This window comes from Patescibacteria group bacterium (assembly GCA_041661625.1).
Classification (GTDB): Bacteria; Patescibacteriota; Patescibacteriia; order JAHIZJ01; family JAHIZJ01; genus JBAZUB01.
The window spans coordinates 15,404-31,526 of record JBAZUB010000003.1; the positions used below are offsets into that span (position 1 = coordinate 15,404).

Here is a 16,123-nt window from a genome sequence, read left to right on the forward strand (position 1 = left end):
CGCATACGCCATATGAATAACCACCCGAAGTTCATCATCTTGATGGGCCCGCCCGGGTCGGGCAAGGGAACACAGGCCAAGCTGCTCCAACAGCAGTTTGGTTTGAATTATATTTCCACCGGCGACTTAACCAGAGATATTGTGCAGCATCCAGAAATTGATCCACCGCTAGCGGCGGAGGTTAAGAAACGTTATGATCAGGGTATATTGTTACCGGACGAAATGATATTAAAACTGGTTCGAGACACTTTGTTACAAATTGACTTGTCAAAGGGTTTGCTGTATGACGGATTCCCGCGGACAACGGCTCAAATCACCGGGTTGGAAAAGTTGCGCGCCGAATTTCGCTTACCGGAGCCAGTGATGATATCAATCGATGTTTCTGAGGCAGAAATTGTGCGCCGGCTAAGTTTACGTAAATATTGCCCCAAAGACCATGTCTCGTATCATCCAGATTCGGTCAGTTTCAAAACGGACAAATGCGAATTATGCGGCACGACCCTGGAAAGACGGAGCGATGATGATCCGGCCATCATTAGGAAACGGTACGCGTTGTATCGGGCAAGCCTCGATCAACTAATCGAATGGTACGGCTCACGCGGACGGCTGATCCGCATAAATGGCGAGCCAGCCGTACCGGAAGTATCAAAAGAAATAATAGAGCAATTGGAAAAATATCGTTTGATGGCGAAATGATTCCAATCAAGTCCGAACAGGATATCAAGATCATGCGCGAGGGCGGTCAAATACTGGCTCGGATTTTGACCGAGGTAATTAAACGCGTTAAACCGGGGGTAAGCACTCAGGAGCTAAACGATGTAGCGCATAACTTAATGCAAGACTTGGGTGTGGAGCCGGTATTTCTTGGTTATCAGGGTTACACCGGGGTGCTATGTGCCTCAATCAACGATGAAGTAGTCCACGGCATACCTGATCCAAAGGCATTCGTTAAGAATGGTGACATTATTGGCCTTGATATTGGTATTCGCCATCGCGGGCTGTGTACTGACATGGCTCGAACCGTCGCGGTGGGAACGATTTCATCTCCAGCCCGAAAGCTGATCAAAGCCACCCGTGAAGCGTTAGACGCTGGCATTGCCATGGTCAAGCCCGGCGCCCAGGTGGGAGACATTTCCTCGGCGATTCAGCGGTATGCCGAATCCCGCGGATATAGTTTAGTAAGAACACTGTATGGCCATGGAGTCGGACGTGAACTGCACGAGGAACCCACGATACCAAATTTTGGTTTGCCAAACACCGGCCCAGAAATAAAACCAGGCATGACTTTGGCGATTGAGCCAATGGTCAATATTGGCCAGCATAAAGTTGAAACTCTGTCCGACGGTTGGACCGTGATTACCTCGGATGGACATTTGTCGGCTCATTATGAAGATACCGTCGCAGTGACCGCCAGTGGTCATGAAATATTAACCCGAATATAACAATGACAAAGATTTTAGGTATGGATTATGGGCAGCGGCGGATTGGTATTGCCATTACCGACGAGGCCAAGACACAGGTGTTTGGCCGACCCACGATCGAGGCCCGATCGCGGTTGGAGACTATGAAGATAATAACCGAATTATGCCGCCAGGAACAGGTAGAAAAAATCGTGGTTGGATGGCCGGTACCAATGAATGGCGGCAAAGCCGTGCCAGTTGAATTAGAGGCGTTTACCGATGCTCTCGAAGAACAAACCGGTCTGCCGGTGGTGAAGTTTGATGAGCGGCTGACCAGCGGTCAGGCTGACCAATGGTTGCACGAAATACCAGGCGCTAAGTCAAAAGGCCGCCGTGATCAGCTGGCCGCAACCATTATATTGCAGAATTATATTGATAGTTTGAAAAAATAGATATCTCTATGCACTGGACTGATTATCTTATTGCCGCCGGACTGTCAGTCGTTTTAACTGCGGCATTCACTGTGTTAGTGCGAAGAGTTGCCGTTCAACGATGCGTGGTGGATCGGCCGGAAGCTGATCCCACTCGGAAAATTCACCGCCAACCCATGCCGCTGCTGGGCGGTTTGGCGATCTATTTAGGCTATGTAATTGTAACACTAATTTTTACTTATATTGCTCCACGGCTGTTGGGTGGCTATTTATTGCCCAAGCACCTATTTGGTCTATGGCTCGGTGGATTGGTGGTGGTAGTCGGAGGAGCTTGGGATGACGCCAAGAGATTGTCGCCTGGAAGGCAAATATTATTTCCCATCATCGCGAGTTTGATCGTAGTAGCTAGCGGCATCGGAATACAATATATTTCCAACCCCTTTGGCAACGCGATCCAGCTCGATCAATGGCGCTGGACATTGTTTACCTGGCACGGTCTGCCTTATAGCATAACTTTACTAGCTGACCTGTTTACTTTTGTCTGGCTGATGGGGATGATGTATACGACCAAGTTTCTCGATGGTTTAGATGGCTTAGCCACCGGCATTACCACCATTGGAGCGGTAGCCATATTTATACTTAGCGTCGGCCGAACCGTGGCCCAACCGGAAACAGCTCTGCTGGCGGCGATATTTGCCGGAGCTGGCGTGGGATTCTTGATATTCAATTGGCACCCGGCCAAAATATTCCTGGGTGAAGGTGGCAGCGTGCTGATCGGTTTTTTGCTGGGCACGCTTTCGATCATATCTGGTGCCAAGATCGCCATGGCGCTGCTGGTCATGGGTATTCCTATTCTCGATGTCATCTGGATAATTATTCGACGGGGCATCGTAGAGCGGCGCTCGATTTTAACCTCCGATCGCAAACATCTGCATTTTCGCTTACTAGACTTGGGGTTATCACAACGCCAAGTTGTGGTTTTACTCTATGTGTTAACGGGTGCATTTGGTCTCATCGGTTTGCTTTTATCGGGACGGGAAAAAGTCTGGAGCCTAGCGATTTTGGGTGGAATAATGATTGTTTTGGGGGTGATAGTGGTGAAGCTGTACAACCGCAGGCAAGTAACAAGGAAGAAGTAATAAGGAAGAAGGTAGGAGGAAGGAGACTCTCGAAACGCCAAGCGTTTTTCGAGACGAGAACTTGTTTGAATAGCTTCGAAACTTTTTAAAAGTTTCTAACCATCAATAACTAACATTGTCACCAAAGCGAAAACGCTACAACAAGCATTAGTTATTGTGACGCAGCGGGAGATGGGGGAAACTAGGCACAATTTGACAAAATATTGCCAACTATTTAGAATAGACACATAATAACAAATCAAAAAACCATGACCAAAGCAAAACGTAGCCTGGTATTGTTTGCCGGCGTTATTTTATTTGTCATAGGATTGGGCATTTTACCAGGCGGGACAGCACACGCCGCTGCCGTCAGCTGGACCCAGATTAACACGGATGGATTTGGTTCGGTGCAAAATTTTCGTTCATACAGTCTGATTAATTATAACAGTGCACTCTATGCATCAACCGCCAACACTACCACTGGGACAGAAATATGGAAATATGTTAACTCGGCTTGGACGCAGGTCAACACAGATGGTTTTGGCAGCGCCGCCAATGTCGATGCCAATGGTGCTGCGATATTTAATGGAAATTTATATTATGGGGTGACCAATGGAACGGGCGCCGGTGTCTGGAAGTACGACGGTACGACGTTTACCCAAGTAAATACGGCTGGTTTTGGTGACGTAAATAACACCTACATCCTTGCACTGCAGGTCTTCAATAGTCGGCTTTATGCTTCGACCTATAATTTTACTACCGGGGTAGAAGTCTGGCAGTACGACGGTACTACTTGGACGCAGGTCAACACTGATGGGTTTGGCAGCGCGAGTAATGTCTATTCTGATGCTATGGCGGTATATAACAACAAGTTGGTAGTCGGCGCGGCCAATCTGACCACTGGTGGCCAATTATGGCAATATGATGGTACGACTTGGACCAGTCTGAATGTCAATGGGTTTGGTGACGTCACCAATAAAGAACCGTTCTCTCTTTTGGTCGATGGAAGCACCCTCTATGCCGGCACCTGGAATGACACCACCGGCACGGAAATGTGGAAGTACGATGGCACCACCTGGACCCAATTAGGCACCGATGGACTGGGAGATGTGGACAATTCCAACATCTTGCAAATGGTGAAATTCAACTATGAAATATATTTAGTAACCCGAAATCTGATAGATGGCGGTGAAGTCTGGCAATACAATGGCACCACCTTTACTCAGGCCAACACCGATGGTTTCGGGGATATTAACAACTTATTGGTATACAACCCTACGGATGTGGATCACCATCTCTTTGTCGGTACTTGGAATGTGACCACGGGAGCCGAAATATGGCAGGGAGTCATCGCTGATACTGTCAGCCCGACAGTTGCCAGTATCAGCCCAGCCCGGGATGCTACCAGTGTGGCAAAAGATGCCAACGTGTCTTTTTCTCTGGATGACGATATCTGGGGAATAGACAGCGACACACTCGACGTGTCGGTGGATAATAAAAATGCCATTGTCGATGGGGTTTGGCAGCCCGGATTTAGCGGATCTATTACGTCTGACGGAGATCGAGGCTACGCAGTTATCATAAACCCCGGCACTGACTTTCTTTACGGCCGTACCATCGGTGTGACACTACGTATCGCTGATCATAATGACAATATCAAAACGGACAGCTGGTCATTCACGATCGGCGCGCCCGCTTCATTGGGCATAGTGATGACGCCGGCTTCGGCGGGCGGACCCAATGTTCGGGTGGTCACGGCCGCTGGACGACAAATTTCATCCTTCTTCGCCTTCGATCGGAATTCCCGCATGGGCATGCAGGTGAACCAAGCCGATATTGATGGTGATGGAACCAACGAAATTGTCGTTACTCCGGGCCAGGGCGTGGAGTCGACTATGAAAGCCTTTGAATTGAACGGTACACTGATAGCATCAACCCTAACCTATAACAAAGGTTTCCGAGGCGGTGTGGCGGTGGCGACGGGCGACTTCAATGGTGACAACAAAGATGAAGTCGCGGTCGCTCCAATCATTGGCGGCGGTCCAAACATCAGAATATATTCTCTCAACACTACTACCCACAGTTTCGAACTAATGGACTGGTTCTTCGCTTATGAACAAGCATACAAAGGCGGGGTAAACCTGGTGACCGGCGATGTCGATGGCGACGGTGTGTCGGAACTGGTTGTGGCACCGATTTCGGGCCGAAGCCCATTGGTCAAGGTATACAACTACAATTCCGCAACAAGTAATTTTGATGTCGTTGATGAAGTAACGGCCTATCAGTCGACATTCCGGGGCGGGGTACAAATAGCTACCGGTGACGTCAATGGCGACAATGCCGACGAGATAATCGTGTCGCCGTACGTTAATGGCGGGCCGAATGTCAGAGTATACGCACTGAATGGTACGTCGAAATTGGTACAACTTGCCTGGGTGATGGCTTATCCAACCACTTATCGCGGTACGCTGTCTATGCAGGTGGGCGATGTCGATGGCGACGGATCCAGCGAGATAGTTCTAGTCGCCAAAACGCTCGGCGATTCAACTGTCAAAATATTCCGCTATCAGAGTGGGGCGTTGAACCTGGTAGATTCGTTCATGGCCTATGATAGCAAATTCGCCGGCGGCGTGAATCTATTCGTGAACGACGTGGATGGTGACGGATATGCAGAAGTCATGACCTCACCGGCTTCCCGGGGCGGTCCCAATGTCCGGGTCTATGACCTGAACACGGGTTCGGCGGTTCTGAAGGGCTGGTTCTGGGCTTTCCCAATCGGATTCCGCGGCGGAGTAAACTTCGGCCAGTAGTACGCTTAAATTAACTAGGCTTCATATAAGCAGATAAAAACGCTTCGGGTGCTCTCCAAAGCGTTTTATCGTTTCAACCGGTGCCAGCATATTGGGCTAATATGCTTGACAATATTCATTGGGGAGGGTAAACTACGTTACGTACCATTAAGCGAACCGACATGCTAGCCGTGATAAAAACTGGCGGAAAACAGTATCTGGTGAAAGCCGGAGACGAAATCAAGGTCGAAAAACTACCCCTTAAAGCGGGGGATAACGTGGTGATGGATGAAGTATTGCTGACGGCTGATGTCGACGGCAAAATGGTCAAGGCTGGCCAGCCGATTGTGGCCGGAGCCAAAGTCGAGTGTGCGGTGCTCAAGCAAGATCGCTACCCGAAAGTCACTACTATCAAGTACAAATCTAAGACTCGTTACCGACGCCAAAAAGGGCACCGGCAGGCGTATACCTTGCTCAAAGTAAACCAGATCATTCCTGGTAAATAGTTTGCAAGTCCTCTTTCTGGATGTATACCAAGAAGACGCTTTTGTGTGCTTATTACGCATTCATGTACCCACATGTTGCGTTTAAGATAGACGACAGCAGTTCTTTCCTAATTGACTTTGCTATCAACCCAACACGGAGGTGGAAATGCAGCGCTTAAAGGCCGCAGCCGCTGTTGGGCACGGAGCCCATAGCGTTAGTCTCAAACAGCATCTGATTGGTGTGGCTGTTCTGATGCGTCCACTCAATCTCCTGGCCGCTCTTCTTCTAGTCATCATAACGTCTGTTCGTCCAGGAGGATCAAGTTTAGCGGCAACGGATCTGTGGTGGTTAAGTCTAGGTGTAGTACTGATCGGTGCAGGCGGTTATGCACACAACGACTACTGCGATATACGGATCGACCGCCGAAATCGCCCTAGACGGCCGTTAGTATGTGGCGTGGTCCAACCCCATCAAGCCTTGTCTCTGTTCGTGTGCACGACTGTAGTTGGGCTGGGGTTTATGCTGCTCGTTCATCCGGTGCTTTTCTTCTTTGGGGTGATGGCCGCCACTTCTTTGGTTGTATACTCTAAGTGGCTGAAGAATAAGTCAGGCCTAGCTGGAAATCTCTACATCGCAATAATGGTTCCAGCTCCGGCGCTGTTTGTGGGCTACATTCGATGTAGCTTGCAGCATGTTTGGCCGATTTTCACGCTGCTGTTTGCTCTGACCTTGTTTCGCGAAATGTTGAAAGATGTTGAAGATGCGTCGGGAGATCTTCTGGGCGGCAGGTCGACTCTAGCCACCGTGGGGGCGTGGCGTTTGATTCGCGTTATCGCTATGGTTTGTGTCGGTGGTGCTGCGATGATAACTATAATGTACTGTCTATCGCACCAAAAAACCGGCAGTGAACTTGGATTGGTCATGTTGCCGCTCGGAGCTCTGATTGGGGCTACGATAGGCTGGATGATCGGGCGTATCACCAGCACCGCACTAAAGCACCTACTGAAGGCCGTCATGTTCATCTTTATCGTAGCGTTCTACCTGGTCTAGACGCCAGCAGTACGGTAAAACAATTCGGTTGCTCGAATTAAGTAGGGCAACCTCTTTTATTATTTAATTCCTTCCTTTCATCGCGTTGGCCAGGGTGATTTCGTCGGTGTATTCCAACCGCTTGACAAAATGGCTAAGGTCAGTTACACTGCCATGCGTTCCAACGGTATGGATAAAGGGGCGCTTTGCGAAAGGAGTGGGTATGGCGACGCTCTATCTGGTAGTCCTGTTTGTCATCGCTATCTTGTTGGTATTGTTCATGCGGACTCGTCGCGTACTAGCGCGGAATCCATTGTACTCGGTTACTCTGGCGATCGAAGGTATTGCTGATCCACAATTCCGACTGGATGTGTGTGCTATCCTATCCCGAAGACGGATCGTGGTCGAAAACTGCCCGGTGCCCTCGTTAGAAGACTCTGACCCAAAACAAGTGGAACGTGAATGGGCGGGGCTTGATCACGCCATTACGCTTATAAGGGACGAGGGTGGTGACATCCATGTGGGTGTGCGGTTCAGGTACGATCTTCGTAACGAAATCGGCTTTGTGCGCACTGATGGCACCGGTCAAGATCCCAGCGCGTCGGAAGTCGGCCGGGCGATCCTAGCAATTCTCCAGCGCTAGGCGGGGCAATTGGCAACATCGACATTAATGGTTGGTCTCCATGCCAACCTTTTCTATTTGGTGTGCTAACTTCTTCCCTTCAGCGCGCTGGCCAGGGTGATTTCGTCGGTGTATTCAAGGTCGCCACCCATAGGAAGTCCGCGCGCCAGACGGGTGACCTTACCAACAAAGGGACCCGCCAGTTTTTTTAAATAAATCGAAGTAGACTCACCTTCCACATCCGGGTTTAAAGCCAGAATTATCTCATCGATCTTCAGGCGCGCTTTTTTGACCCGCTCGATCAGGCTTTTGACATTGAGCCGGTCGGGCGTAATACCTTCAATCGGATTCAAGACGCCACCCAGCACAAAGTAGAGCCCTCGGTATGCCCCGGTTTTTTCCAGCGAGATTATTTGGGAAGACTCGGCCACCACGCAAATCTGCTGGGAGTTTCGTGAGCGGTCACGGCAGACGGAGCACGGGCTGGTTTCGGTCAAAGCATGGCAGACCGAACACTGGCCAATCTGGGTTTTTAGATGGGTTAAGGTCCGAATTAGAGCATCGATCTCATTAGCCGGTTGTTGCATTAAGTAGAGAGCAAACCGCTCGGATGTTTTTGGTCCGATGCCGGGCAGTTTGTTGAATTCTTCGACGAGGGCTTGGATCGCCTTAGGTAGCTGATACATAGAGATTGGTTATAAGCGATGGAATAATAGTGCTCGTCATTGCGACCCCGGACTTGGTCCGGGGGTGGCAATCCCCCTGTATAGAGAACCTGCATCGGGATTGCTTCGTCATTCGCTTCGCTCATTCCTCGCAATGACGTGACTCTTTTTAACTCATTCCCGGGATATTGAAATCACCGCTGGCGCGCATCTTCTCAACCATGATTTTCTGGACTTTCTTCACCGCTTCATTAAAGGCGTCTTTGGCTGCCTGTTCAGCCTTCTCTTTATGGTCCAGCTGTAACAGTTCGGGTTTAATTTCAACCCGCAGTACTTCCTGATTGCCATCCATGACCACTGAAACACCGCCCTGTTCGGCCACCACCGACTCATTAGCCAGCTGCTTACGGACATTATTGGCTTTATCGCGCAAGTCTTTGAATTGTTTTAACTTTTCGAACATAAATGAGGACAATTAAGAAGTTAGAATTAAGAATTTAGAAAGGCAGATGCTCAAAAAGGGATTTCAATAATTCTACATTATAAATTATGAATTCTAAATTGCTTTAGAACGGGGGAGCGGATTGATCAACCATCGGCTGGCCCATCGCGTTTTCAAAGCAGACGCTGTTCTCATTGAAGTGCAATCGGACGACGCCGGTCGGGCCGTTGCGATGCTTGGCGATGTGCAGTTCGGCGACATTTAGCTCTTCTGGCTTGATTTCCTCGCGGCGATAATTACGATCGGCTGCCTTGCGATAGATAAACATTACCACATCGGCGTCCTGTTCGATAGAGCCGGATTCACGCAGGTGGGCCAGCTTAGGGATAGCCGGTTTATTCAATTCCACGGCGCGGGACAGCTGGGACAGGGCAATAACAGGAATATTGAGTTCACGCGCCACGGCTTTGAGGCCGCGGGTGATTTCGGCGACTTCCTGGACCCGGTTATCGCCCAGGCCGCGTCCCTCCATCAATTGCAGGTAATCGAGTATCAAAACATCTAAGCCGTGTTCGGACTGCAGGCGACGGGCTTTGGTGCGGATTTCCATGACGTTAGCCGTGGCTGAATCATCAATGAAAATCTTAGCCTCTGATAGCTTACCCATAGCGTGGCCGATGTTGGTAAAGTCATCCTGTTCGCCCTGGTCGGATAGCTTGCCGGTGCGTAGCTTCCAAAGGCTGACCCGCGCTTCGGAACACAAAAGGCGATCGATCAGCTGTTCCTTGGACATTTCTAGGCTGAATATGCCAACTGAAGCTTTGGCCTTGACCGCGATCTGGCGGGCAAAATCCAGCGCCAGTGAAGTTTTGCCAACGGAAGGGCGGGCAGCAACTATCACCAGGTCGGATTTTTGAAAACCAGCCAGGAGATTATCCAAATCAATAAAACCGGTGGAAATACCCCGCAGTTTGCCGCCTTCGCGATGCAACTCATCCATCCGATCAAAAGCTTCGGTCAACAGGCTGCGAATCGGAACAAAGTTCTGCTTTAAAAATTTCTGTGATACGCGAAAAAGTGACTGCTCAGCTCGATCGAGCACCGCCTCGACGTCCTCGCCCTCTTTGTAACCCAGTTGGGCGATTTCCGTGGCAGACTCAATCAGCCGGCGCAGAGTCGACTTTTTCTGGACAATGTGGGCATAATGAACCACGTGGCTGGAGGTAGGCACCGTGTTGGCCAAGGTGGCCAAATAACTACGCCCGCCCACGATTTCGAGCTTGTTATTTTCCGACAGCCGATTGGCCAGGCTCAAAAGGTCGATCGGTTCGCGCTTAGCGTAAATCTCCACCATCGCCTCGTAGATAAAGCGATGGATATCACGGTAAAAATCAGCCGGCTGCAATACATCGCCGACCCGGATAATCGCGTCCTTATCAATCAATAACGAGCCCAATACGGCCTGCTCGGCTTCGTCATTCTGGGGTGGTATTTTCTCCAGTGGCGTAGTTAATTTTGGGTCCTCGTTGGCCATAATTCCGTCCTATTTAGTCCCTATATCTTACTGGCTGGCGGGGATTTGAGCAAGCCTTATTTCATCACCAGATTATGCACAGGAAATGCACCTGGTTAATTTATATAATTTTTGCCCTAAACCAAAAAAACCGCTATACTGCATCGGTATGAATATACCTGAATACATTGTTCTTGACGTTGAGACTACTGGATTCCGACCTAGCGATGGACACTGCATCATCGAAATTGCCGGCGAGAAAATCCGAGGCGCGACCGTAACCGAAACCTACCACTCTCTAGTTTTATCGGAACGGATCATCGATGCTGAATCTCAAAGCGTCCACGGCATAACTAATGAAATGCTGCGTCTGGAAGGCCGTCCACCCGAGATCGTACTGCCGGAATTTGTGGCATTCGCGGGGGCGCTGCCTTTGGTAGGGCATAACGTCAGCTTTGATCTATCTTTTGTTAATGCGCACCTCGCCCGTTTGAAACAGCCGCTAATGACTAATTTAGTGATCGATACGTGTGATTTGGCTCGACGCCATTTGATTATTTCTTCGTATGGACTGGAAAAGGTAGCGGCTTATCTGGGAGTGCCGCAGCCGTCAGCCCACCGCGCCCAGGTGGATGTGTCGGTGACTCGTCAGGTATTTATGAAATTACAACAGAGTATCACCGGAAAAGGTGGCCAAATTATACCTACTCGGAGCACCGGCCTGCCGGTAAATAGCACCAACAACGCTCCGTTACCACCCTTGCCAACTCCGCCGGTGGCTAGATTATTTTAATAATACAAACAATAAGACCAGGTGAGAAAAGTATCACCTGGCCTGGCAGAAGCGGGAGAGTGAAGCGGTAGTTCGCGCTGACGCGATGCAGTTACCGCAGAATCACAATCCGCTGGGTGTTGATGTTGTCCGGCGTGGACAACCGGACGAAGTAGATGCCGCTGGCTACCCGCTGGCCCGAATCGGAATATCCGTCCCAGCCGAACGTGTAGTTACCAGCCGGGTGGTCGTTCGTGGTGGCGATCTGACGGATATGCCGTCCGGTCGTATCATAGATCGCGAGGTTGATCGATCCGATCCTGGGCAGAGACAGCGTGATCTGTCCGCCGGCTACCGTCATCGGGTTCGGAGCGAAGGTTATGGCAGGTAGGCTGGTGATCGCCAAAGATTCAGCGGGCTCATCGGGGGAGACGACAATCTCGTCGCCCATTTTCTGCTGATTGAAGAGGTTTACCGCGATGACCGAGCCGTTCGGATAGTACCGCAGTTCGGTGCCGATCCAGCGGCCGTTCGCCCGGCGGATGAAGCGCTGTTTCACGAGATACGGCTGGCCGGTGACCGGTATTTCGTCAGTGAACGGGTAGCCGATGCTGTCAAAGCGTCCATGGCTCTCCCAATACCCGCGGATTGCTCCGTGCAGCTCACACGCCTGGTTGACCGTGTCGCTACTTGGCAGGTAGGGCGCTACAGCCGATGAGTAGAGGGGTGCTTGGGTATCGTACAGGATCACCGGGTTGGAATAGGTACCACCGAGTAGGTCAATAGCGATCGCCGTAGTAAACGCAATCGGGTGAGCGTATGGTAGGAGTCCGTTGCCTGAAGCGGGTTGGCCGAACACAATGCGTCCACCATTGTCACTGTAGCATTTGCTCAGCTTGTAGGAGTAGAGGGAACTACGGGTGTTTCTTTGGAAAACGCCCGGGCCGTGATGTCCATTGGTGCCGTCCCAGTGGAACGGCCCAGAACCGAAACCGGTCTTCTGGAAAACCCAACCGAACTGGAAATCTTGCCGCCAGCCACCGTTGTATGAGTAGCGGTCGCCAATGGGATTGCCCATGTTCGATCCGGCGCAACCATGATCGGACGCCCAGATATTCCGGAAGAAGCTGCTCACAGCGTAAGCTTGGGTGGACCCACCGATGATATCGATCACGATAGATCCATTCTGGTAATCCCGGATGTAGATCCAGCTGTTGCTGCTAGCGGACGGATGCCACTCGTGTACATTCGACGTAGCGCTTCCCAGCCAGGTGTTTCGGCTCCGGCATTCACCGATCTTCTGGGTGGCCAAGGTGATGTTCGGTGCCGGGTCCTTGAAGAGAATGAATTGGGTAACGCTACCAGCCGGCTTGTGTGTCAGCCGCGCTCCATTCCATGATTCACAGCCCATTTCCGTGACGTCGAAGGATAGATTGTCGGCGACGGCTGTTGTGTACATGACGTGGATGCTGGTCACGCCAATGCTTCCCACGACGGGAAGATTGCTAATGGTGTAGTCCGCGTTGCTAGCCTGGGAAACCCAGGAGCTGGGAGCACCCGTACAGATACCTTGGAGATCCGGCCTCATGTACAAGGACCACCAGGTGCAGTTTCCGTGCGAGCAGCACGAGAAGGGGTTGTTGTACGAGTTGTACCCGACGCAGTACTCGACCGCGGAGGCCGTGACCGGCAAAATGACTGCCAGAATCACCAGCCCGACAAGCAAACGTTTCATGACCAGTTCCCCCTTTCTGGGGTGGTAGAACAGTTTGGGCAACCGATTGAGAACATCTATCGGATCACCGGGCAATTGAATAGGGACTATCTATTTGCACGTCCTGCATGTTGGACGGTTATTTTCAAGGAACTTACTTGCCAATAAAAAGGACGCAATTCGTTCGTCCTCATGTTTTTTGTACACCTGGGTGAAAATTTTGTCAAGTAGGCGTGCCAATAATCTTTAGGAAAAGCTAAAATATTGGTAGTATTGGCCAATTGTTATAGCAAAACACTTGCCAAAAGCAGGCATTTTTGTTAGTATTGCAACGTTCCATAATATGGGCGCATAGTCTCGATGTGGCCGTAGGCCAATCGGGATCCCGATCGGTCACTCTGTGACCGCATCGGGGCTCAGTAATTTAATGTAATGTGTTAATCTGTATAAATAGTATTATCGTGGGCGCATAGCTCAGTTGGTAGAGCAGTGGCCTTTTAAGCCAACGGTCGGGGGTTCGAATCCCTCTGCGCCCAATTTGTGCCAAGAAGTCAATCGTCAGCATATGTCTGGTAGTATCCTCTGCGCTTTTGTAAATTTACTAAACTCATCACATCGCATGAATCCAGTACGTTCTGCTAAATCTAGGAGGCGCAAGATACTGTATTTTGAGGATGATGCGTTTCTTCGCGGTATGTATCAGACGAAATTCCAGAATGCCGGGTTTGACGTTGCAGGATATGAATCGCCGACCCAAAGTCCGGTAGATGTTGTGATAAGAGAGCAACCAGATCTAATTTTGATGGATGGTATTATGCCTGACATAGACGGAGTTAAGGCAACCGTTCTATTAAAGTCCGATGCAAGGACACGGAACATCCCAATACTCGGATTAGATAACATCGGGGGTGAATATGCAAACAAAGCCAAGAGAGCCGGTATGGCTGATTACATGGTTAAAGCGACACATCGGCCATCAGAAGTCGTTGCTCGAGTCTGTGAGATACTGGGAATACCCATTCCAAAAGGGGCTCATGTATCCCAAACGGTTGACACTGTGCAACATTTACAGGATCAGACCGACAAACGACAGTCGCGCGCCATTGAGGACGATACCAACCATGGGAGGACGGGGTGGCGAGGACTTCCAAATTATGTAGTAGGAAAGTTTGTGACCGCTTTGATATACTTGGCTGTTGTCGTCTCAGTCTTTTGGGTGATCGGGGCTGTGGCGTATTTGTGGTATCTGCGGTATGGAAGCTGGTCGGCGGTTTGGGAGCGCTTCATGTTGGGCTCAAGTTAAATTACGTTGATTCTAGGGTCGGCGGTACTTTTTTGTTTTACAAACCAACTTTAAGAGGTTATAGTTAATAAATTCAGCAACTATTCAGGAATGTAAAATAAGCTGATAATGAAAAGAAAGGCTGAATAATATTATCACCAACAATATGAGAATACTATTAGTCGAAGATGAACATAAAATCGCCCATGCGCTCAAACGCGGTCTGGAACAAGAATCATATGCCGTGGACGTGTTATATGACGGCGAAGCTGGTATGGCGCGAGCGTTGCGGGGAAATTATGATCTACTGATTCTTGACCGCATGCTGCCGGGCGGTCATGACGGTTTGGAAATATGCCGAGCTATCCGAACCAAAGGATTGCATCAGCCGGTGTTAATACTAACCGCGCGGGACAAAACCAGCGATCGGGTCGAGGGGCTTGATTGCGGAGCCGATGATTATCTGGTTAAGCCGTTTTCGTTCGAGGAACTATTGGCTCGGATTCGTGCCTTATTGCGCCGACCAAACCAGTCGATTGGTACCTTGTTAAAAGTCGGTAATCTGGAACTGCATCCGGAAACTTTTACGGTAAGACGGGGCGAACAATCAATCGAATTGTCCAACAAGGAGTTTGCTCTGTTGGAATATCTGATGCGTAATCCCGGTCGGATCATAACCAAGGAACAATTGATCCAGCACGTCTGGGATTTTGACGCCGATATATTACCCAACACAGTCGAAGCGTTTATCGCGTCATTACGAAAAAAGATCGATAAACCGTTTAACCAACCCGAGATGATAAAGACCGTGCGCGGTTTCGGTTATCAATTGAATCAACCTCAGTGATAAAGATTAACTCCACCATACGCATGGCCGGTTGGTACACGCTGATCATCATGATTGTCAGTGTGGCGTTTACCGTGGCATTGTATCACTTCACAGCTGGGCAAGTGGAAGCCGGTTTCAATCGCCAGGTGCAAATGTATCGTGAACGACCACGTGAACCGGTGCCGGGCTTCTTTAAAGCTTATGAGGACCTGATGCGCAATGAGATCAATGAAATCGTTGGGCGGATTCGTTGGACGCTGTTCGGCGTGAATGGCGCTGTGCTATTAATTGGCGGTGCGGCCAGCTATGTGATTGCGCGTCGCACGTTGGGACCGATCGAAAATAATTTAAGGATTCAAAAGCAGTTTTCAGCTGACGCGTCGCACGAATTACGAACTCCGCTGACGGCGATGCGGACCGAAATCGAAGTGGCCTTGCGCAGCGTTGGTTCGGATCCCAAAGAATACGAACAGGTGTTAAATAGTAATCTTGAAGAAATTCAACGTCTCGAGAATATTTCACGCGGCTTGTTGAAATTAGCTCGGCACGAAAACAATCAGACCATCCAGCTTGACGCGGTTAATCTCGATTCGGCAATTTCCGAAGCCATAAAACAGCTAAACGCGGCTACTAAACAGAAAGCCATCTCGATAAATATTAAGCCAGCTAATCTGGCCATACAAGGCGATCGAGATAATTTGGTCGAACTGTTTGTCATACTGCTTGATAACGCGATCAAGTACAGTCACCCAAAAACTACCATTGAGATTAAAACGCAGTCGGACAGTAAGTGGGCCATGATTAGCGTGATTGATCAAGGCATCGGAATCGCACCCGAACATTTACCGCGTATATTTGATCGTTTTTATCGCGCGGACAGTTCGCGGACAAAGAATAAAGTTGACGGTTACGGTTTAGGCTTGCCAATCGCGCGGCAGATTGTCGAGCGGCACCACGGCATAATTGAGGTACACAGCCAGATTGATAAAGGCACTGAGGTGATTGTTAAATTGCCTAGATTCTAAAGTATA

16 protein-coding genes and 1 tRNA gene are annotated in these 16,123 nt (G+C 49.8%); 13 read left to right on the forward strand and 4 right to left on the reverse strand.

Annotated features, from left to right (window positions below):
* Positions 1 to 12: 12 nt before the first annotated feature.
* The 8 genes from WC734_05105 (at position 13) to WC734_05140 (ending at position 7,896) form a co-directional block, all read left to right on the forward strand.
* A complete protein-coding gene (locus tag WC734_05105; protein ID MFA6198496.1) occupies positions 13 to 696 on the forward strand; it encodes a nucleoside monophosphate kinase in 684 nt (227 codons plus the stop codon).
* Positions 693 to 1,442, forward strand: coding sequence for a type I methionyl aminopeptidase (gene map, locus WC734_05110; GenBank protein MFA6198497.1), 750 nt, complete (start codon positions 693 to 695; stop codon positions 1,440 to 1,442). Before WC734_05105 ends, map begins: the two co-directional genes overlap by 4 nt.
* Before the next feature lie 2 nt (positions 1,443 to 1,444).
* Positions 1,445 to 1,852 carry a Holliday junction resolvase RuvX gene (gene ruvX, locus WC734_05115; GenBank protein MFA6198498.1) on the forward strand — a complete coding sequence of 136 codons (408 nt, stop codon included), beginning with the start codon at positions 1,445 to 1,447 and terminating at the stop codon, positions 1,850 to 1,852.
* An 8-nt stretch (positions 1,853 to 1,860) separates the two neighbouring features.
* Positions 1,861 to 2,970 (forward strand): MraY family glycosyltransferase, encoded by a 1,110-nt coding sequence (locus WC734_05120; protein ID MFA6198499.1) that lies wholly within the window; start codon positions 1,861 to 1,863, stop codon positions 2,968 to 2,970.
* A 248-nt stretch (positions 2,971 to 3,218) separates the two neighbouring features.
* Positions 3,219 to 5,759 (forward strand): FG-GAP-like repeat-containing protein, encoded by a 2,541-nt coding sequence (locus WC734_05125; GenBank protein MFA6198500.1) that lies wholly within the window; start codon positions 3,219 to 3,221, stop codon positions 5,757 to 5,759.
* A 161-nt stretch (positions 5,760 to 5,920) separates the two neighbouring features.
* The gene (rplU, locus tag WC734_05130) at positions 5,921 to 6,244 is read left to right on the forward strand and encodes a 50S ribosomal protein L21 (protein ID MFA6198501.1); all 324 of its coding nucleotides are present in this window, start codon (positions 5,921 to 5,923) and stop codon (positions 6,242 to 6,244) included.
* A gap of 232 nt (positions 6,245 to 6,476) precedes the next feature.
* Complete coding sequence (locus tag WC734_05135) at positions 6,477 to 7,274, forward strand: UbiA family prenyltransferase (GenBank protein ID MFA6198502.1); 798 nt, start codon at positions 6,477 to 6,479, stop codon at positions 7,272 to 7,274.
* Positions 7,275 to 7,476: 202 nt separating this feature from the next.
* Complete coding sequence (locus tag WC734_05140; protein ID MFA6198503.1) at positions 7,477 to 7,896, forward strand: hypothetical protein; 420 nt, start codon at positions 7,477 to 7,479, stop codon at positions 7,894 to 7,896.
* A 65-nt stretch (positions 7,897 to 7,961) separates the two neighbouring features.
* Here WC734_05140 and recR read toward each other — a convergent pair whose 3' ends face one another.
* The 3 genes from recR to dnaB form a co-directional block, all read right to left on the reverse strand.
* A complete protein-coding gene (gene recR, locus WC734_05145) occupies positions 7,962 to 8,561 on the reverse strand; it encodes a recombination mediator RecR (GenBank protein ID MFA6198504.1) in 600 nt (199 codons plus the stop codon).
* A 148-nt stretch (positions 8,562 to 8,709) separates the two neighbouring features.
* Positions 8,710 to 9,003 carry a YbaB/EbfC family nucleoid-associated protein gene (locus WC734_05150; GenBank protein ID MFA6198505.1) on the reverse strand — a complete coding sequence of 98 codons (294 nt, stop codon included), beginning with the start codon at positions 9,001 to 9,003 and terminating at the stop codon, positions 8,710 to 8,712.
* A gap of 103 nt (positions 9,004 to 9,106) precedes the next feature.
* Positions 9,107 to 10,516 (reverse strand): replicative DNA helicase, encoded by a 1,410-nt coding sequence (dnaB, locus tag WC734_05155; GenBank protein MFA6198506.1) that lies wholly within the window; start codon positions 10,514 to 10,516, stop codon positions 9,107 to 9,109.
* A 148-nt stretch (positions 10,517 to 10,664) separates the two neighbouring features.
* Here dnaB and WC734_05160 point away from each other — a divergent pair, with 148 nt between their 5' ends.
* Entirely contained in the window at positions 10,665 to 11,288 is a 624-nt protein-coding gene (locus tag WC734_05160) for a 3'-5' exonuclease (protein MFA6198507.1), read from the forward strand.
* Positions 11,289 to 11,379: 91 nt separating this feature from the next.
* On the opposite strand, the gene WC734_05165 is transcribed toward WC734_05160, so the two are convergent.
* Positions 11,380 to 13,002 carry a FlgD immunoglobulin-like domain containing protein gene (locus WC734_05165; GenBank protein ID MFA6198508.1) on the reverse strand — a complete coding sequence of 541 codons (1,623 nt, stop codon included), beginning with the start codon at positions 13,000 to 13,002 and terminating at the stop codon, positions 11,380 to 11,382.
* 442 nt (positions 13,003 to 13,444) lie between these two features.
* On the opposite strand from WC734_05165, the gene WC734_05170 reads away from it, so the two are divergent.
* From WC734_05170 to WC734_05185, 4 genes are all read left to right on the forward strand, one after another.
* Positions 13,445 to 13,517, forward strand: a tRNA-Lys gene (locus WC734_05170).
* Positions 13,518 to 13,600: 83 nt separating this feature from the next.
* Positions 13,601 to 14,284 (forward strand): response regulator, encoded by a 684-nt coding sequence (locus WC734_05175; GenBank protein MFA6198509.1) that lies wholly within the window; start codon positions 13,601 to 13,603, stop codon positions 14,282 to 14,284.
* A 145-nt stretch (positions 14,285 to 14,429) separates the two neighbouring features.
* The gene (locus WC734_05180) at positions 14,430 to 15,110 is read left to right on the forward strand and encodes a response regulator transcription factor (protein MFA6198510.1); all 681 of its coding nucleotides are present in this window, start codon (positions 14,430 to 14,432) and stop codon (positions 15,108 to 15,110) included.
* Positions 15,107 to 16,117: an ATP-binding protein gene (locus tag WC734_05185; GenBank protein ID MFA6198511.1), complete on the forward strand. Its 1,011-nt coding sequence runs from the start codon at positions 15,107 to 15,109 to the stop codon at positions 16,115 to 16,117. Before WC734_05180 ends, WC734_05185 begins: the two co-directional genes overlap by 4 nt.
* Positions 16,118 to 16,123: the final 6 nt, after the last annotated feature.